Origin of the sequence: Alloprevotella sp. Lung230 (genome assembly GCF_014385435.1) — a bacterium.
In the GTDB taxonomy this organism is placed as follows: domain Bacteria; phylum Bacteroidota; class Bacteroidia; order Bacteroidales; family Bacteroidaceae; genus Alloprevotella.
Genome location: NZ_JACSUD010000005.1, coordinates 25,447 through 44,933, shown reverse-complemented (window position 1 = coordinate 44,933; position 19,487 = coordinate 25,447). Strand labels below are relative to the sequence as shown.

10 protein-coding genes are annotated in these 19,487 nt (G+C 51.5%); 3 read left to right on the top strand and 7 right to left on the bottom strand.

All coding sequences use genetic code 11. The features are described 5' to 3' along the window. Positions 1 to 466: 466 nt before the first annotated feature. Genes H8527_RS04365 through H8527_RS04355 form a run of 3 tightly spaced genes read left to right on the top strand, consistent with a single transcriptional unit; the run spans position 467 to position 5,362 of the window. Positions 467 to 2,674: a TonB-dependent receptor plug domain-containing protein gene (locus H8527_RS04365; RefSeq protein WP_187545944.1), complete on the top strand. Its 2,208-nt coding sequence runs from the start codon at positions 467 to 469 to the stop codon at positions 2,672 to 2,674. 52 nt (positions 2,675 to 2,726) lie between these two features. Continuing rightward, positions 2,727 to 4,025 (top strand): DUF4374 domain-containing protein, encoded by a 1,299-nt coding sequence (locus tag H8527_RS04360; protein ID WP_187545942.1) that lies wholly within the window; start codon positions 2,727 to 2,729, stop codon positions 4,023 to 4,025. 50 nt (positions 4,026 to 4,075) lie between these two features. Beyond that, entirely contained in the window at positions 4,076 to 5,362 is a 1,287-nt protein-coding gene (locus tag H8527_RS04355) for a DUF4374 domain-containing protein (protein WP_187545940.1), read from the top strand. Between the two features lie 461 nt (positions 5,363 to 5,823). Here H8527_RS04355 and H8527_RS04350 read toward each other — a convergent pair whose 3' ends face one another. The 7 genes from H8527_RS04350 to H8527_RS04320 all read right to left on the bottom strand — a co-directional run bounded on the left by H8527_RS04350 (position 5,824) and on the right by H8527_RS04320 (position 18,947). After that, positions 5,824 to 6,387 (bottom strand): DUF4924 family protein, encoded by a 564-nt coding sequence (locus H8527_RS04350; RefSeq protein ID WP_187545939.1) that lies wholly within the window; start codon positions 6,385 to 6,387, stop codon positions 5,824 to 5,826. A gap of 1 nt (position 6,388) precedes the next feature. Next, on the bottom strand, positions 6,389 to 7,081 hold the full coding sequence (locus H8527_RS04345; protein ID WP_187545937.1) for a LysE family translocator: 693 nt from the start codon (positions 7,079 to 7,081) through the stop codon (positions 6,389 to 6,391). Between the two features lie 112 nt (positions 7,082 to 7,193). Next, a complete protein-coding gene (gene galK, locus H8527_RS04340) occupies positions 7,194 to 8,354 on the bottom strand; it encodes a galactokinase (RefSeq protein WP_187545935.1) in 1,161 nt (386 codons plus the stop codon). A gap of 127 nt (positions 8,355 to 8,481) precedes the next feature. Next, the gene (locus H8527_RS04335) at positions 8,482 to 9,762 is read right to left on the bottom strand and encodes an MFS transporter (protein WP_187545934.1); all 1,281 of its coding nucleotides are present in this window, start codon (positions 9,760 to 9,762) and stop codon (positions 8,482 to 8,484) included. Between the two features lie 52 nt (positions 9,763 to 9,814). Continuing rightward, positions 9,815 to 10,897, bottom strand: a complete 1,083-nt coding sequence (locus H8527_RS04330; RefSeq protein WP_187545932.1) for an aldose epimerase family protein — start codon at positions 10,895 to 10,897, stop codon at positions 9,815 to 9,817. Between the two features lie 462 nt (positions 10,898 to 11,359). Continuing rightward, positions 11,360 to 11,971 carry a hypothetical protein gene (locus H8527_RS04325; RefSeq protein WP_187545930.1) on the bottom strand — a complete coding sequence of 204 codons (612 nt, stop codon included), beginning with the start codon at positions 11,969 to 11,971 and terminating at the stop codon, positions 11,360 to 11,362. Positions 11,972 to 12,080: 109 nt separating this feature from the next. Beyond that, positions 12,081 to 18,947 carry a hypothetical protein gene (locus tag H8527_RS04320; protein WP_187545928.1) on the bottom strand — a complete coding sequence of 2,289 codons (6,867 nt, stop codon included), beginning with the start codon at positions 18,945 to 18,947 and terminating at the stop codon, positions 12,081 to 12,083. Positions 18,948 to 19,487 lie beyond the last annotated feature (540 nt).

The window sequence follows — 19,487 nt, the reverse complement described above, 5'->3', positions numbered from 1 at the left end:
TTGCGTGCGTCTCTGTTGCGAAACAGAGGCGCACTTTTCGTGGATAAGAACCTTTTCGTGGACAAGAACGCACTTTCCGTCCGCAGCTCCCGTCTTTCGCCTTCGGGGCTCTCTACGGTCAATTTCCCGCCATGCGATTGGCGACACAACATCCTATGCGTTCCAAATTATCTCTATACGCTTGGAAAAAGATCTTCAAAGGGTGAAACAGCATCGCGATCCGCTCTGCACTTCACAGGAATTGGTAAACTGGTAGATAAGTAAACCGGTAGACAAGTAGAGCGGTAGACAAGTAGGGCGGTAGACAAGTAGAGCGGTAGATAAATAGAATAGATGGTTACTTACGGCAAAAAAACATACCACAAAGTGATGATTTGCAATATTTCAAACAGAAATAGTATCATCACTTTTAGGTATTGCTCATATAAAAATACGAGAGTACCTTTGCAGGCGATTAGACAGACGTATGCTTAAACTTAGACTTATCCTCCTTTTCGTTTTACTCACCGCTTCTGCCCTGGCGCAACGGTCGCAGCACGGGATGCCCGACGAGAAACAGCGCGTCGAGCAAAATCGCCGTCGGCACGACCGCACCGAGCTGCCTCGCGAACCGCAGGTGCAGCTGGGTACAGCGCAAGTGACGGGGCAGGCAGTGCGGCGCATCAACACCTCGGCGCTCAACGCGGTGGCACTCGACACGCGGCAACTCGCCAACACCACGCTCGACCTTGCCGGCGCTTTGGCCAAGGTGAGCGGTGTACGTATCCGTCAAAACGGAGGTCTTGGTTCGGGCACGCAAGTGAATCTGAACGGATTTACGGGAAAGCACGTCAAACTCTTTGTCGATGGTGTGCCGATGGATGGGCAGGCCTCCTCCTTCGGTCTACAAAACATCCCCGTCACCCTGGCCGCACAGATTGAGGTCTATAAAGGCGTTGTGCCGGTAGGCTTAGGCGGCGATGCCCTGGGTGGCGCCATCAACATCGTGACCCGCAACGAGCCGGGCACCCACTTGGACGCGAGCTACGCCTATGGGTCATACCAGACGCACAAAGCGCACCTCAACTTGTCGCACACCTTCCGGAGCGGGCTTACGCTTCGTCTCAATGCTTACGGAAACGCCTCGGCCAACAATTATCGTGTCTTGACGCAAAACGTCGACCTAAAAACCGACGCTTTCGACCCACAGGACCGATGGTATCGCCGCTTCCACGACCACTACCACAATGAAGCCATCATCGTGCAAGCGGGCGTGGTGGACAAACCTTGGGCCGACCGCTTGATGCTGGGTGTGAACCTCAACCACGAGTCGGCAGACGTGCAGAACGCCAATCTGATGAAGATTGTCTTCGGGCAGAAGCACCGCACGGCAGAAGGCTTTTCGCCGAGTCTGACCTACGAAAAGCGCAACCTTTTCGACCGGGTGGACGTGCGCCTCAACCTGCGCTACGACCGCACGCACACCACCAACACCGACACGGCTACCCGCTTCTACAACTGGAAAGGCGAGAGCCGCGCCAACGACCGACAGGGCGAATCGGGGCTTCCGGTCATCGGCAGTTTCGTGGGACACAACCTCGTCGGTGTGGCTGGCCTGCGCTTTCGCTTCGGCAGCAGCACCCTCACGCTGAGCAACACGTCGAGCCATTTCGACCGAAAGACCGACGACCACTCGGGGGCCGCTTCGCAGCAGTCGGCTTCGGCTTTCATGAAACGCAAGAACACGAAGAACATCCTTGGGCTCGAATATAAATATGTGCCCTCAGCGTGGTGGAACGCCATGCTGATGGGGAAGCACTATCTCACCTCCGTGCGCGGCCCGGTGCTCGTTGAGGAAGTGGGCCGGCGGCCTTACTATGCCGAGCGCAGCCGCACGGTGTCGGCCTTGGGTGTGGGAGCAGCCGGCACGCTGCGTCTTCCTCGCGGCTGGCAATGGAAAGTATCTTACGAGCACGCTCTTCGCCTGCCCAATCTGCGCGAGCTCTTCGGTGACGGCGACCTCGAAGACGGTGCCGCTGGCCTCCGCCCCGAGCGCAGCCACAATGTCAACCTGAACGTGGTGTGGGAGAGTCGGCCGGCACGCCGACACTACCTGCGCGTGGAAGCCGGGAGCAACGTGCGCTACATCCACGACTACATCGTCCGCACCATCAACGATAAGGGAGGCGCGGTGAGCCGAAACCACGGCAGCGTGTTGGGGATGGGCATCGACTTGGGCCTGCACTATGCTTGGCAACGGCTGGAAGTCGATGCTGCCTACGCCTACCAGCGGATGACCAACCGCGAGCGCCTGACACCTCAAGGGGCACGGTCGGTGACCTATGGCGACCAAGTGCCGAACCTCCCTTTCAGTTTCGGAAATGTCGATGCGGCCTACCGCTTGTGGGGCGATAATGTTCGGCAGGGACGCGGCGGCAAAGCGTTTCCCTTTGCCCTTACGCTCCACTACACGGCCGACTACGTCTATCGCTTCTTCCGTACTTGGCGGGGAAACGGGGCGAAAATCTACATTCCCACGCAGTTTGCTCACAATGCCGCCCTCACCGCAAGTTGGGGGACGCGCTATCACCTCTCGCTCGAAGCCAACAATCTGACCGATGCCCTGCTCTACGACAACTACAGTCTGCAGAAGCCCGGCCGCAACGTGATGTGCAAACTGCGCTTTGCTTTCTAAATTCAATCGTTTTCCCCACGAGGGAACATCTCTTATCTCTTAAACCAGACTTATGCTCAAATCATTTTCCTCCTCCGCACTGCTCCTCCTCGGTGCAGGCTTCCTGGCAGCGTGCAGCACGAACGAAGTGCCCACGCCCGACCTTCTGCAGAACACCCGCGGCCATTGGGTGCTGACTGTCAATGCGCAATCCGACGGTTCGGAATACGTCATCCATGCCGACGACATCGAAGGGAAAACCTTCCACATCAAAGACAACATCCTGGAGATGCCGAACAAACACTACACCTGGCTGTCGAACGGAAAGACGGCCGTAGGTTTCAGTTATCAGCAAGGCAATCCCGGCGTCGGTTATGCTCTGGGACTGAATCCTGACCTCACGCTCAACAAGTTGGGAGAATTTATTGTACGCAGCCGTTTCACCAACTACGAGTACCTGAACGACACCACTTTTGTCACGAGCGTGGGCGGACAAGTCTCGGCCGACGGGAAGCGCAACGACGGTGCCACGTTTGAATTTTGGAACATCACGCCCGCCGGCGGCGTAAAACTGGTTCGCCGCAAGACGCTCTGGACTTCCGACATCACTGGCAACGGGGAGCAAGCCACGTTCTCCGGTATCATTCCGCTGGCGGATGGGACTTTCCTCAGCGCGATGGTTGAGTCCGGCTATCGCGAACGCAACAGCGAAAACGGCGGTTCGAGCATCGGCGAAGTGAGCTATCCCGACAGCTGCTGGGTGGCTCAGTTGGACACGGCACTCAACGTGAAGCACATCTTCCGCGATGGTCGGCAGAGTTATGCCGCAGGCCAGTATCGCTCCATGATGATGCGCACACTCCTGCGGGCAGACGATGGGAAAGTCTACGCTTTCTCCAACGGGATGCACGAGAAGACCAAGCATCCCGCCGGAGCTTTGCGCATCCTGCCCGGTGCGAAAACGTTTGACCCGACTTATCATTTCAACCTCCAAGAGAAGACCAACGGCTACAAGTTCCGCCGCGTGTGGCACCTGACAGGCAGCAAATTCTTGTTGGAAATCTACAACACCAAGAACGTCGAGTCGCTCACACCCGGCCACCAGTTTGCCGTTGCCGACATGGAGACGCAATCTATCCTTTGGCTCAACAACTACAACAAGACCGACCTGCTGCCCAACCCGGACCTCATCTCTTCGGGCTCGGAAAGCGGAGGTGTTCCGCTCTTCCACGATGGCTACCTTTACCTTCCCGTGACCAAACTCTCGGGCGATGCGCAAATTTACAAAATCGACATCAACACAGGGCAAGGAAAACCCATCACCACCATCACCGGTGCTCACGAACTACGCACCATCATCTACTTGCAGTAAGTAGGTCTCCAAGCAACCTCTTTTTTATCCAAATCAATAATATCAAATCAATGAACTACGCTAAATTCTTCAAGCTCTCCGTAGTGGCGCTTGCCCTCGGCACCGCTTTCACGTCCTGCGACGACAACGACGGCCCCACGCCCAACGGTCCCACGGCTTCCGGTATGCGCTTCCTCGTGACCGCCACCGACTCCCTCAAAGACCTGAACGGCGGCACGACAGTGCGCTTGTTTACGAACCTCAACGATGCTTCGCGCCGTGATGTGTCCGTCTACGACAGTCTCTACAAAGGCACGGACGGTGTCTTCGTGTGGGACGGCATTGCGCAGGTGGACTATAATCCTTCCACACAAATCTTTGCCGGCAATGTCTACGCTAAAGGCGCTAGCGGCCGCGAAGGTGCGCTCAAGAAAGGACATGGCGTGCACCTCTTCAAGGTCAACGGCAACAGCATCACGGCTGTAGGTCCTGTGAGCAACGACAACTATGCCGCCTTCGGTCACTTCGGCCGTTACCACTACACGACCAACCGCAGCAAGTTCGACGTTTCCCGCATCGATGCTTCCGGCAACCACACCAACATCACCATCAATCCCGAAAAGCTCCTCGCTTACGGCAAATCTCCTCAGGTGGCAAGTATCGTTGACTTCAACGGCGGCGTGGCGATGTCGTTCACTTTCCCCGACCGCGACAGCGCTGTGGTCGCTTTTGCCGACTATGATCTCAAGATTAACAAGGTGATTGTCGACAGTCGTGCCGGCTCCGGCGCTTCCAACCGCAAGGGCTTCCGCGTCGGCCAACTCGAACTCGACGATAGCGGCGACCTCTTCCTCTTCGGCGGAACAGCCAAGCACGACGACCGTCAGGTGGTGCTGCGCATCAAGAAAGGTACGACCGAGTTTGACAAGAGTTTTGCCCTCGATTTCGGCAAACTCACCGGCAACCATCGCATCCGCCGTGCGCTTCCCCTCGCAGCGGGTGTCTATGTCGTGGAACTCTACACCGAGGCTGGTGCGCAGGGCATCTCTGCTTTCGGTGGCAGCAGTTTCGGTGTGCTCAACCTCACGAGCGGTACATACACTTCGGTCACCGGGCTTCCCGCCGGCTTGAGCAACGGCAGCCTCTACATCGGCCGCGGCGACAGCTACAACGGCAAGTTCTATCTTCCCATCAGCGGTGCTACAGGCTTGCTCTCCAGTCCTCGCAATGGCGCTATCTTGAAGGAAGTTACGCCTCAGCGCGCCACCGTCTACACGTTCGGTGCCGACGGTAAGGCTTCTACCTTCATGACGCTCAAGTCGGGCAACATCATCAAGGGCTTCACCATCGTGAAGTAAGCCTTTGTCCTTCCGACCTCATCAAACGCACAAAGCGTGTCGAGCTTCCTCGCTCGGCACGCTTTCGTTGTATTGGGAAGTATTGCTGCGTCGTATGGAAAGTCTTGCCGTCGTTTGGGAACCACTCGTCCGGCAGACAAAGTTCGTTTTCTCAGAAGAAAAGTTCAAAAGTCAAGGAGTAATCTATAAACCAAACCTTGGTTTATGTAATTCAAACCTTGGTTTATATAAACCAAAGTTTGGTTTATGTAATTCAAGGTTTGGTTTATAGTTTTTCCTTGGCGTAAGCAACTTTTTGTAGGAACAGTTTTATTTTGAGCACGGCCGTAGCGAAAAAAACATCTGTATGACGAAGGGCACAAGCACAATCAAGCACAACCGCCCCCCAAGAACCAGAAGTTCAATGGGAGGCGGTTGTGCTTTTCCGTTTCGGTAGGAGCCGAGGGGCGGAACAGGCAAGGTCAGTCGAGCGTAAGATCGCCGGCTTTGTAAGTTTTGTAGTAGTCGGAGAGTTGACCGAGGAAGGTGGAGACGTCTTTGGCCGCGGCTTCGGTCTCGGGGGAGATGGGCTTCCGGCGGAGGCGCAGGAGCATGAGGCCGTAGAGGAGTTCGAAGCACAATTCCAGTTCTTCGGCCACGCCGCGGGAGGGAGTGGAAGTGGATGGCTTTTTGGAGCGCAGTTCGACGAGATAAGGCAGCACTTTGTAGTACATCTCGCGGTAGAAGGGATATTTGGTGGAGCCGATGAGGAGATGGTGCACCTCGGCGAGCCCTTCGATGACGTTGCGATTGATTTGCAGATGGCCGTGCTCCATCTTTCCCTCTTCGCGCATCATGTTGCAGAGGTGGGCGTACCACTCTTCTTGTTCTACCCTTCGGTCGGTTGGGAGGTCGAACTGCGCGAGATAGCCTTTGCGCAAGCGGTCGATGTCGCATTGGTGGGCGCGAAGGATGTCTTCGACCTGCCACATGTAGAGCAGGTATTCGGCGCGGTTCTTGTCTTGAAGTTGTCGTGCGATGAACATATCAATAGAAGGTGAGGGAGATTTTGAAGACGGTGGATAAAGCGTAGAGCACGCTGACCAGAATGACGACGATGCCGACCGTGCGATTGATGACGAACATGCCGCGCAGTCCGAAAGAGCGGCGCATGCGCGTGATGACATACGTCAAGCCCAACCACCACAACATGGCACCGCCAAAGATGGAGAGGTAGCCGCAGGCCACACCGAAGATGTTCTCGGGCACGGCAAAGGTAAGCTGTGCGAAGAGGGCGATGAAGAGGAAGATGATGAGCGGGTTGGAAAGGGTGACGAGAAAGGAAGTCACGAAGTTGTTGAAGAGCGTGCCTTTCTGTCCGGAGGGTTTGCGCATCACTTTGATGGGGTTGGAGAGCAGCGTGTGCAGGCCGAAGATGAGCAACAGCAGACTGCCCACCACTTTGAGCCAAAAGATGATTTCGGGGCGTTCGATGAAATCCATGATGAGCGCCATTCCCGATCCGGTGATGAGGGCATAAATCATGTCGGAAAGCGCTGCCCCCGCTCCCGTGACCAGTCCGTAGGTGCGGCCTTTGTGCATGGTGCGTTGGATACAAAGGATGCCAACGGGCCCCATCGGTGCGGAAACAATGATGCCGATGATAAGCCCTTTGACAACAAGCTGTAAGGTGGAGCTGAACTCTGCCCAAATGGTGGTAATGGTCGGGTCGATGTGCATAATGCTGCAAAGTTCGGAATTTCTAAGGAGATAAAAAAGCACTAAGCGGAATAATCGCTTAGTGCTGGAAAGGTAAATCGTGGGATTTGCTGTTAGTATATCCTACGGAAGATTAGCAGAGTTTGCGCGAGCCATCGCCGATGACAACATCGATGATGATGGGAGATTTGCCAAACTTAGCGGTAAACTTCTCTTTGACAACCTTGCAGAAATTGTCGTAGAGCTCATCGGCCACGAGGTTGATGGTGCATCCACCGAAGCCGCCGCCCATGATGCGCGAGCCGGTGACGCCTTCTTCTTTGGCGATGTCGTTGAGGTAGTCGAGCTCCACGCAGGACACTTCATATTCCTTCGAGAGCCCTTCGTGGGTGGCATACATCATTTGACCCACCGTCTCGTAGTCGCCCTTTTCAAGAGCATCGCAAACGGTGAGAACACGATCGCGCTCGCCGATGACATAGTGCGCACGGAGAGCATCTTCTTCGCTCACTTGGCCGCGCACTTCGTCAAGCTGTTCGTAGGTGGCATCACGCAGGCTTTCCACTTCGGGGTGGAGCTTGTGGATGGCTTCGGCCACACGCTCGCAGCTACGACGGCGGTCGTTGTAGGGAGAGCCCACGAGTTCGTGCTTCACCTGGGAGTTCACGAGCACCAGTTTGTAGCCCTCGGGATTGAAGGGGAAGTATTCAAACTCACCGCTGCGGCAGTCGAGGCGCATGAGCGAACCTTTCTTTCCGTGTACGGAAGCAAACTGGTCCATAATGCCGCAGTTGCAGCCTACATACTTGTGCTCGGTGCGCTGTCCTACGCGAGCGAGCTCCATCTTTTCGATTTTGTTGCCGCCCCAGATGTCGTTGAGGGCAAAGGCATAGACACTTTCGAGAGCTGCCGAGCTGCTCATACCTGCACCAAGGGGCACATCGCCGGCAAAGGCGGTGTTGAAGCCTTCAACAGGTACGCCAAGGGCCATCATTTCGCGGCAGACACCGAAGATGTAGCGTGCCCAAGAGGCAGAAGGTCCCTTTTCGTCGTCGAGGGAGAACTCGGTGTAGTCCTTGAGGTCGATGGAGTAAGCGCGCACGGTGCGTGTGCCGTTGGGCTTGATTTCGGCAATCATGCCTTGTTCCACAGCACCGGGGAAGACGAAGCCGTTGTTGTAGTCGGTGTGTTCGCCGATGAGGTTGATGCGACCGGGAGAGGCATATACAGAGCCGGTAGTGCCATCGAAGTGCTTCTGGAAGCGGCTGCGAACGTCGTCGATTGTGAGTTTCATGAGAATTAAGTGTTTGAGAGGTTGGAAGAATAGAGGGGAAACGACCTCCACAGCCATCAGTACGCTATGAACTGATGCTGTGGAGAGATGAAGATGTCAAAGATTATCCGGTGTTTCTGCCGGACTATTATACATCGGAACGCTTGCTGACACGGCTGCCCACGAGCGCATAGAAGAGGATGTAGGCGGCACAAGCGACAACCACCCAGAAAGAGGTGATGTAGTCGGTCAGGTCGGCCACATAGCCCTGGATGGCCATCATCACGGCGCATCCGAACACCATGGTCATGAACAAGCCGCTGGCGATAGCTGTGTATTTGCCCAATCCTTCAACAGCCATGTTGAAGATGGCGCCCCACATCACTGAGGTGCAAAGACCGACCAGGAGGAAGGAGAAGATGCCAACGGGGATGGGCTGCCAAATCAGCTCCAATTTACCCCAGTCTACGCCGGGGAAGTTGACAAAAATATCTGTGGGAGCGTACATACCGAAGAGCACCAAGCAAAGCGTGGCAATCGACACGCTGGTCACCATGGCACGGCTGCTCACCTTGCTGCCAATGCTCGCGCCCACGAAGCGGCCGATGAGCATCATAAACCAATATACGGCAACGAGAAGACCTACGGTGGCAGAGGGGATATGCATCCCTTTGGGGTCAGAAAGATATTGCTGAACAAAGTTAGGCACACCCACTTCTACACCCATATAGGTGAAGATGGCCAGCATGCCCAAAGCAAAGTGGCGATGGCTCATAGCGCCAGCAATGAGATCAACGCGAACGGGGGCTTGTTCGGGTTCTTCGATTTTGGTGAAGAGGATGATGACAAACGCAATCACAAAGATGGCCAGTGCAATCATCAAAGCAGGAGTGGCATCGGCAATTTTGGCCTTTGTGGCATCGGCAATCAGAGCGCCCATAACGATGTAGCAGGCAACGGCAGCAGAGGAGTTGAACACACCGCCGATTTGAATGAGTTGGTTGCCCGTGTTGCCGCCGCCGCCCAAGATGTTGAGCATCGGGTTGACCACGCAGTTGAGGATACACATGCAAAGACCGGCAATGAAAGCACCAATCAAGTAAACACCAAACACCAAACCAAGGTTTTCTTGGGCATTCAATTGGCCGCTATACCACTGGATAAGGATACCAGCACTGCCCACAGCAAGACCGATAAGGGCTGTTTTCTTATAGCCAAACTTAGAAATCAGCATACCCGCAGGAATACCCATCACCAGATAGGCTACGAAGTTACCGTAGTTGCCTATCTGTGCCAGTACGTTGGAGATTTCTCCTTGGTTTTTGATAATAGTTGCCATCGGCGTGCAGAGGTTTGTCACGAAAGCAATCATCGCAAAGAGGGCAATCATCACGGCAATTGCGCCCCATTGTTTTGTTTGTTGAGCCATTTGAGGTTGTTGAAGATTAAAGGATTATAGATTTGAAGTAATTGAATTTCATTTATTGGTCCGTACCAAACTTATAAATAGTCTTTTGGAGATACACTTCACCGGGGTTGAGCACCACGCTGGGGAAATGGGGGTGGTTGGGACTGTCGGGGAAGTGCTGCGCTTCGAAGCACAAGGCCGAACGTCGGCCGAACGTTGCGCCGTGCTGACCGCGATAGCCATCAGCCCAGTTGTCGGAATAAAACTGCACACCGGGTTCGGTGGTGTAGACTTCCATCGTGCGCCCGGAGTTCGGTTCTGTGATTTTGGCGGCAAAAGAGAGTTCGCCAACCTCTTTCTTGTTGAGCACAAAGCAATGGTCGTAGCCGGCTCCATGCTTGATTTGTTCGTCGGTGACCTCGTCAATGCGCTGCCCCACAACGTAGGGAGTGCGGAAGTCGAAGGGCGTACCCTCCACCTTTCGGATTTCGCCCGTAGGAATGCTGTTCTCATCGATAGGGATGAAGAAGTCGGCGTTGATTTCGCAAATTGTGTCCATGGCCGAAGGGGTGGGATTGCCGATACCTTGGAGCGAGAAGAAACCATGGCTGGTCATATTGACAATGGTCTTTTTGTTCGTCGTGCCCCGATAGTCAATGACCAGTTCGTTCTCGTCCGTCCAGGTATAGCGTACGGTCATCGACAATTCGCCGGGAAATCCCTCTTCATAGTAGGCCGAAACGTAGCGCAGCACGAGCGTCTGCTTGCCAATCTGCTCAGCATCCCAAACACGGGCATGAAATCCCGTTGGGCCTCCATGGAGGTGATTGGGACCGTTGTTGACGGAGAGGTTGTAGACTTTTCCATTGAGGTGAAACTTTCCATGGCAGATACGATTGCCATAGCGCCCCACCAAAGTCGAGAGGAAGGGTTCGGGAGAGTTGACACAATCGTCAATGTTGTCGTGTCCTTGAATGACATTGGCCAAGTTGCCTTGACGGTCGGGTACCATAATGGCTACGATAGTGCCGCCATAATTTGTGACTGCCACTTCGTAGCCATTCGCATTGCGCAGGAAGAAGAGATCCACCTTCTTTCCACCAATTTCCTTTTGGAAATCGGCTGCTTTAAGTCCGCTGATTGCTTTATTTTCCATGACTTTTAGATTTTTCTTAGGGTTGCTTTTCGGCCAAAGCCTTGAGCATTCCCCCTTACATTGGTGGAGAATTGTTTACTTTGTATTGCAAATCTACGAAAAACTTTCATTCGCACAAAACTTTGCTTCTAAAAAATGTCATGCCCATTCTTTTTTTGCAGCAAAAGGATAAGTAGGTGTTCAAAATCAATCGTAGTTATCTTAGTTGTAGGTAGTTCTCTCCATTTGATACTATATTTGTTTCAATCAATTCAGAACACCTACTTAAGTCATGCAGGCGGAAACATAATCAGCCTCACTTTTTCGGACAAAAAAAGCCGTAGCGCATTGTGCAGCTTCGATGTCTCTCACACATTATTTATCGCTTCTCAAACGATTTCATCGAAGGGATGCCAATGGCTACGGCTGAAAGTAAGGTGCATCTGGGAAGACGTGTGCCTTCACAAATTGTGCTCGTCCTGCTTATTTACGACGGAACACCACATTCATAAACGTCTTCTCCGTCACATCGGGAGAGGCAGGATTGATGAGGGAATAGCGCAGATGTCCGTTGTCGTCCACTTGGACATTGTTGAAGACGGTATTGTCATAGTACGTCACGAAGTAGTCCAACTCGGTGCGTGCCAAAACGGGAAGTGTACTCGTTGCACCCGGGTTCTGCGCACTGGAGGCGGGAAAAGAGGGGGTAAACTGATCGAAATATTTCTGGTAGAGGTCGATTTCAAAAGTTGAGGTACCGTCATAGGCAGGGTCGCTCGTGTCGGTGGGAATTACGATGCTGGGCATGTAGAAGAAGAGAGGCCACACGGCGTTCATCATTCCCACTACGCCATGGTCGTCGGCCACCAGCACCCGATCGGGGGCATAGAGGTTCGACTTTGTGGCGTCGTAGTTGCCTGCCGCATCGGTGTTGATGCCCTCTCCGGTTTTGGGCAAGGTTTGGATGCGCAAACTGCCCTTCACGTCCATATCTTCTGTCGGGGTGCGAGTGTTGACACCCACACGTTCATTTTGTGCCAAGGCTGTCAAGGAAAAGAGAAGTCCGGCAAAGAGGCTGAAAATTTTGAGTTTCATTTTGTGTATGAGAATTTGAGTGAGACATTTTGTTCTGATTGGCCCTCGTGAGACAATAGGCAGCTCAGCACATTATGTGCTGAAACGGCCTATATCTCACAAGGAGGGATTATTCTGGTACACGCAGGCGCAGATGGGGGTTGATACGTGCTGCCGAACCTCCCTTGAAAGTGACAGTGATAGTGGGGGTTACACTCTGACAGCCGATTCCTGATTGAGGGGCTATCGTGCGGCGGTAGTACATCTTACGCTGCTTGAACTTGCTCGTTTCTGTATAGAGTTCGCTCGTACCCACAGTCGTCCATGTGACGCCGTCCGGACTGCGTTCCCATTTATAGTCCACTGGAACACCACCCGTTTGGGTGTAGCCGGCTGTGAGAGTAAACTGTGCTCCTTTTCGCACCGAGACATTCAACTCGTCGGGCGAGGGCGACTGTGAAGGTCCGGGTTGCACCGTCAACTGCGCCACACCCGTTTGTGTGGAGCAGCCCACATAGGTGGTCATACGGCGGAAGCGGTACGTACCAGCCATATCTGCCGGATAGGTATAGCTTTCATGGGTGGCACCGGCAATATCGGCAAACTCTCCCGTGCCTACTGCCATCTGCCATTGATACTTCGGCGTACCCGGTGTGGTCGTCGTCGGAGTCTTCGTCTCTACGATAGAAGGCCCCGGGGCATAGGTCACAGGATTACCCTGACAGATGGTCTGGGAGGGAGCAAACCAAGCCGGCTGAGTGATGCCTTTCACCGTAACGTCGTAGGTAGAGGTGATGTGGCTGGCACAGTTCGGCGGCAGGATATCAATGGTATATCGCCCCGCCAGTGCTGTCCGAGCAGGACCGAGAGAGAGAATCTGTCCGGATCTCGTAGAGCCATCGGGCAAAGTCCAAGTGTATATCGCTCCTGGGATGTATTGTCCGACGAGATCCATGTTCTCTTCTGCGCAAAACTCTTTCTTTCCACTCAGCTGATAGGCCAAGTCTCCGGTCGATACTACGGTAGTATGGTAGGCGATACGCAGGTTGTTGCATTTGTCGTAGACATTGATGCGATACTTCTTACCCACATCACCATATTCGAAGAGCACCGGACTTTCGTTGGGACTGGTTAGGGTCATCACCACGGGCGAACTTTCCTCATCGCCGTCCAACAAATCAAATCGATAAGGAGGATTACCCGAGGTAGCCGCCACGTAGATTTGTCCTTTATTGCTGCTCGAGCAGAAGTAAGACACGCTTTCCGAAGCCTTTACGTAGTGATCCTTGTAGACAAGATCTGTACTATAGTACATTTCGCACTCATAACTGCCCTTAAATTGGAGTTGGACTCTTGATGAAGTCTTTGGGACAGCAAGCGGCGTACCGACACTTACCCAATTACCGTTGTTGTAGTATTGATAGACACTATAACCATGGCTATGCCCACTCCCATCCTTGTAAGTAACCCATGATGGAGGATAGTAATCCCATCCGGTACAGGTTTGCTGCCAACTTCCAGTCCCATCTACATAGATTGTACCACGGAGTGAAGTTATGCCTGGTACAGATTTGGTTCCACAAGTTGCACTCGTCGCAGTTGCAGTGAAAGAGGATCCGATATCAAATTTGGGCTTATCTTCATAAGTCACTCCTCCTTCTTCGTAGGTCCATTTCAACTGTATACGGGGTTCACTAGAGCTGGTATTTCCCAAGTAATCTGTTACTCTTGTCCAATGAACATAACTGTTATTCCCTGCATTACCCCACGGACGATAGTAGGGTTTAGCAGTATATCTACGTCCATTCAGCACCACCGTAAAGGCAATATCTTCAGGAACATACCATTCCATGTTAAGTGGAGGAGCTCCATATCCTGATGGAGGAATCAACTCTACCCATTCTGGTGTATAACTACAAACATTGTTTCCTTGCCCATCATTTTGGCAAGATGAGTTGGGATAATCACAATAGTTGCTAAACTTATAGCCAGCAACAAAGGTGCGATTATCGTATTTAAACTTTTGGGTGGCCTGCGGTGTCCCATGTTCATCCATAGAAACCACAACATAGTTTTCACCATATTGCAAATGGGTTTTAGGTTCCCATGCTTTATGATCAAACAGCAAGGGCGAACGCTCTATTTCTGTATGAGCAGCATCATCTTTCTGTATGCTTATATATGTTTTACGCTGGCAATCCTTACTATCATATGTACTTATTGTATATCCATCACAATACGAATAGGTGTAATTGTGGTAAACTGATGCCGTAGAACTCCTCGGGGTCATATCTGCTTCTACAATATTATACCCATCGGCAGTAACAATGCGTACATAGACAGTACGTGAAAGAGGGCCAAAGTTGTAAATACCTCCTTGCCAATGAGGCACACGTCTAATCTCCGCTCCGGGAGTTTTAACCATTTTTCCGGTCAAATAATCCCAATGAGTGGTTGGTAGCTCCTCGATGAGCAAAGTGAGATCCTCAACCCCTTTGTAAGCTGAAAGGTCATAAGAGAAAGTCAATTCGCCACAAAAGTCTCCTCCACAAACATTGAAATTTAAGGGGTATTCGACATCTGGAATTCCACCACATTTGGCCTTCAGAGTGATCTTATCCAAAAGCCAAGGACGAAAATTATAGACTACAGTAGAGGCTGAATTACTGCGCCCATTGTAATCCTCATTGATATATGGGACTCCTGAAAGAACTGTACCCGTTGTGGCGTGAAAATCAAAAGTCAACAAATCATCCCAAAGTATGTCCGTAGAACCTGTGCCTATGAAAGGTCTATAATCTGCATAGTATTTACCATCATTCTTCGGTTGAAATCTTAACCTAGATAATCCACAATGTCCATACCAACTATTAAAATTAGGAAGATTGTCACTTTCCGGAATTTCACAGTCGACAATCGCAGTCTTACAACGATTGGTGACCTCAACCTTATATTTGCCCGCAGGTAAATTGCGCATCGGAGTGATATTGTAGCTACCATACTTGGCGAGATCATCATGATCCCAATATCCATATGTGTTTCCTTGACCTTTCCAAGGATGGTCCAGAACAATATCTTGTGGCACAGTGACTCCTGGAGGAGCTGCTGTGATACGGAAATGATACTCTGCATCATCAATAAAATAGGGAAGATAGCCAGAGTATTGATCGGAGTAATCCTTTTGGAAACGGAAAGCCAAATAGCCCGTAGCACAATTTTTGAAAGAAGGACGAGTCCGCCTAACATCCTGAACAATCGTCATATAAGGAGAAGAGGTGGTCAGCGTTACGGACACATTGTCTGTGTAGGTTGTCAAGGTTGCCCCGGTGGGTACTTCACTTTCTACTCTGATATTATAAGTGGCTGCATCCAATCCGGTTATCACCTTCTCCACGGCCGGTGTCGTAGTCGAGATTACGGTTTCAGTTCCGGTCTTCGTATTTTTGACAAAATAGGTAACCTTAGTAACTCCTGTGGGATCCTGCAATGCCAATTTTAGTTGTGCATTGGCATCGCAATCACCATTCACTCCGGTGATTTTAGCCAACACTGTACCCGGCTTGATGACGGTAGGCGTAACCGGCCAACCCATATTCAGAGGATAAGTCGCCTCACATTGGTCTATCTTGTAAACACCTGTGATGTTGTAAGTACCCTCAGGAATTCCGGTAAAGGTGTAGCTGTCGGTAGCCTTTACTGTTTTGGTAAACGTTTCCGTACCTGCTGTATTGGTTACCGTCCATTCTATTTTATCCTTCTGTCCGATAGGATAAAAATAGTTGGGGTTGTTCTGTTGCGTTGTTAATGCTCGTACAGTAATCGTTCCTTGTTTGGCTAGAGTGACATCCGTATGGGTAATCTTAGCCATAGGAGCACCGGCGTTGGTACTCGCCGCATAGGTTTTATAAATCGTTTCTCCGCACATATCCACCGTGAGCATATAGGGCCAAGCCACCCCGAAAGGCATGCTCCAAGGGTTGTTGGAAGCTTGCGTGCCCGTGTAGTTGGGAATATTGGGGAAGTACGTTTCGAATTGTCCTGGAGGAATCGTCTGAGAAAGCTGTTCTACATATTTTTTAGTGGCATCATCCCACATCCAGACTTTACAGATTTTCGGCTTCGACTGAACGAAGGAATTGTTTCCTTCAATCTTAAATGTAGCTCCACGCTGACGGGGACATTCATTGACGACAGGATCGACCGCTGCTAAAACCGGAATGTCTTCTAAGGAGGTGGGAATCGTGACTTTCAAAGTCTTGAAGCAGTCTGCCCCATCAATAAGCATATTGAGTTTATAGTCTCCGGCCGCCAGATTTTGGAATTTCACATACCCATCTTTACTGTTCATCGACAAGGTTTGGGGGGTACCTCCATTTTCCGGAGTTAGAATGAATTGTATGGAGGAAATGACAGCCGGGAGTTTGTTCGAATAGTCTCTCATACCCACTTGAAGGCTTCCTGTGCTGGCACATGGAGCCGTCCCCTTGATGATGGGAGCATTCCAAGTGTTAGGACTTTCTCCACTGTTGAAGTCTATATTCTCAAAAGGCTCAGTTTGATTGGGAATTGTAAATTCATAGGTAAACAAAGGATAGGAAGAGCAATAACCATAAGGTTGCACTTCTAAACGATAGTTACCCACGGGTAGTTTCTTCTCAAGAGGAGGATCATAAGAGCTACCTGTTCGATTTCTACTTTCAGAAAAGACCTCTACTCCCGTATCTCGATTTATCACTTTGGCTGTTACTTGATTAGTACCGGCAGGTAGGTTAATATTATCATTCTCTAGCCCACCGAGCGTAAGATTACCGCAAGCGGGAAAAACTTTCACGTTTTCCAAAGTATTGGAAAATTTAGCCTTCGCTGTGACAACAAAAGTGGATTCATCTTTCAGAGTCGGATCGCATATTGAACTAACCTTAACTTTGTAAGTTCCCACAGGAAGTCGCTCGAGTTCAATGCTGAAGTAAGAACCTGATTGATCATAATATTGTATATACTCCGGAGTATAAGGGGTACCATCCTTTTCGAGACTCCAAGTGAATAACTTGGAAAGTTTTGCATTGTTAGCGGTGTAATTATTATTATCTAATTGGGTATCGATACGCGCTTTTCCATCACTTTCGCAAGGAGATGGAGCAGTACTTTCGTATGCACTAACTTTCAAGGTGGGTTTCTTTACCTCTACTTCAGTCTTCATAGAAACCGTTCCACAAGAGGCAATAAGGCGGACAGTGTATTTCCCGGGAGCCGGTACTTGTACACCCACTTTTTCATCATAAGCACTGTAAAGCCCTGAGGCTACCACCGTGCTCCCTTGTATGATTTCATAGCGACCATCCAAAAAAAGCTGTCTTATCTCAGGTTTGTTATAGATATTGGGAGTAAGGGTGATAAAATAGCCTGTGCAGAATCGTTCTGCAAAACTTTGTTGGGCATTGAGATTGTATTGCACATTGTCTGCTCGCAATTCGGTCTCTGTCTCAATCACCTCACCACAAGCCAAGGTTAAGCGAGCCTTGTAATCTCCCGCAGGAAGACCCGTCAATTTTGTTCCTTGCCAGCCAGAAGCCACTTGCATCGTACGTATCAAACTACCGGCATAAAAGACTTCAAGTTGTCCAGACTGATCCAACTGAGGATTAAAACTGATTTGAAGCTCACCTCCTCCACTGCCGGCACAAATCCCTTTTGCATAGGTTCGAGCACCCACATAGAGTTGTGCTTGCGCCTTTAGCTCAACTTCCTTTCGCTGGACGAGACTTCCACACATCTCTGCCTCGATAGTATATTTGCCTTCGGCTAAGTTTTTGAAATTGACGACTCCTCCGGACTTGGCATAGGTATCTGTTGTGGTCAATGTCTCGACCAAACTATTGCTTGCATCCAATAAACGGAACGTTGCAGGAGCTGTAAGCGTAACGCCCGGCAAATAAACCTGAATACTTCCGCCTCCGCAAGTGGGGAGCGGCTGGCGCGTTACCCAGGCATTGAGCGTACCGATTTCTACAGTTCCTACGGTAAAATCAGCAGATAGTTCGGCACTACCGCAGTTGGCCGTAGCATGGAGAGTATAGTCACCCGCAGGAAGCGCTCCGAAGATTTTTCCTAGATTAGGAGTAGGTGCAGTCACGGTTTCGGTGGCTAATGGAGCGCCGCCACCTCGTGGAAGGACCTCATAAGTCATCGAAGTGATGCCGTTGGCACGCGACACACCGGCAGAGACTTGACCCAGACAAGTTCCAACAACAGGATAACCATAAGCTCCAAGCGTGAAAACATCCACCACGACTTCCTTTTCGATGGTGAGTTCGCCACCGCTCCAAGTGGCTCCTGCAGGAGCTGTGGGCGGCGTTCCGATGGTGCAGGAGGGAGTGAGTTTCGCCACCAGACGATAGGTACCGGCAGCCAAGCCTGTGAACTCTACATAGTTCGCGGGCTTGGCCGAGAAGAGGGTACGCGCCAATGTCGTCCCTTTATAAAGACTGTAAGAGGCTTTGGAGAATCCCGTAACACCTCCGATACGTGCTCGTATCACACCTTGTTTACCGGTGCAGCCGTTGGAAGACTGGGTCGTGGCAACAATTTGTGGATGACTCGCAGTGAGTTCCGTGTAGGTAAGTTTGTCGAGTCCTACACTTTGCGGCACTCGCTGGCCGGGACATTCGGCCAAGACACGAATGTAGATGGGCGTTCCTTCGCTCCAGTGGTTGTCGAGCGGCACAGAAACACGTTCGCTGGGGAGTGCGTCTTGGGCAATGGGGTAAGTGTTACGGTCGGTCGAGAACTGATAGGTGAGTTTTGTGAACCCACGCACGGCATTTCGATAGGAAATGTGCACCACTCCGGGCTGATTGCAGGTAGTGTTGCCTGCATCAAGCTCGACAGTGAAATCTCCTTTCGACAAGCCGGGACATCCCTGACCGCTCGCTATGGTGGCCACGGCTGCCAACAGCAGCAGGCAATACCAACGTAAGTGTGAGAAGTGAGAATACATAAAACTATATTTTGAAAATTACTGATTTTCAGGATGAAGTGTGTACGTCACGATGTAGTGAGAAGTCTTTGAGCAGGCTCGGGGGAGACGGTTTTCTGCCGTGAGTCGTTCTTCGGCCGAAGGACGTCCCCGTCGGGGGCGTTTCGTTCGGCGGATGGCTTTCCGTAGGTTCTTCGGGCGGTGTCCTCCTCACCCACGGCTATTCAGAGATACCTCCTTTGGGGGCGGTCCTGCGGCGTTATCAACACGCAAAGCTGTGAAGAGAGAGGATGATACGCTGTGATTGAGTGCAGCATGAGGTCCCGGGAAGGGGCCAATCTCAATAACCGTAGGCGAGGAGGACGAAAGAAGACGAACCTACGGCAGACGTCATGCACGGCGTTGCGTCCCCGAAGGGGGCGAATATCCGAAACTTCACACAGGAATGGTATTTCGAGAAGAATTTCCCAAATGAATTCCGCTGTAAAAGTAAACAACTTTTACCGAACTCAAAAACTATTACTGGAAAATCAACAAAATCAATTTACCCCCCCCCTATTT

Bases quoted from the DNA above. Each gene is read 5' to 3' on its own strand.
- H8527_RS04355 (WP_187545940.1), top strand. From the start codon at position 4,076: ATGAACTACGCTAAATTCTTCAAGCTCTCCGTAGTGGCGCTTGCCCTC.
- H8527_RS04345 (WP_187545937.1), bottom strand. From the start codon at position 7,081: ATGCACATCGACCCGACCATTACCACCATTTGGGCAGAGTTCAGCTCC.
- H8527_RS04335 (WP_187545934.1), bottom strand. From the start codon at position 9,762: ATGGCTCAACAAACAAAACAATGGGGCGCAATTGCCGTGATGATTGCC.
- H8527_RS04360 (WP_187545942.1), top strand. From the start codon at position 2,727: ATGCTCAAATCATTTTCCTCCTCCGCACTGCTCCTCCTCGGTGCAGGC.
- galK (WP_187545935.1), bottom strand. From the start codon at position 8,354: ATGAAACTCACAATCGACGACGTTCGCAGCCGCTTCCAGAAGCACTTC.
- H8527_RS04350 (WP_187545939.1), bottom strand. From the start codon at position 6,387: ATGTTCATCGCACGACAACTTCAAGACAAGAACCGCGCCGAATACCTG.
- H8527_RS04330 (WP_187545932.1), bottom strand. From the start codon at position 10,897: ATGGAAAATAAAGCAATCAGCGGACTTAAAGCAGCCGATTTCCAAAAG.
- H8527_RS04365 (WP_187545944.1), top strand. From the start codon at position 467: ATGCTTAAACTTAGACTTATCCTCCTTTTCGTTTTACTCACCGCTTCT.
- H8527_RS04325 (WP_187545930.1), bottom strand. From the start codon at position 11,971: ATGAAACTCAAAATTTTCAGCCTCTTTGCCGGACTTCTCTTTTCCTTG.
- H8527_RS04320 (WP_187545928.1), bottom strand. From the start codon at position 18,947: ATGTATTCTCACTTCTCACACTTACGTTGGTATTGCCTGCTGCTGTTG.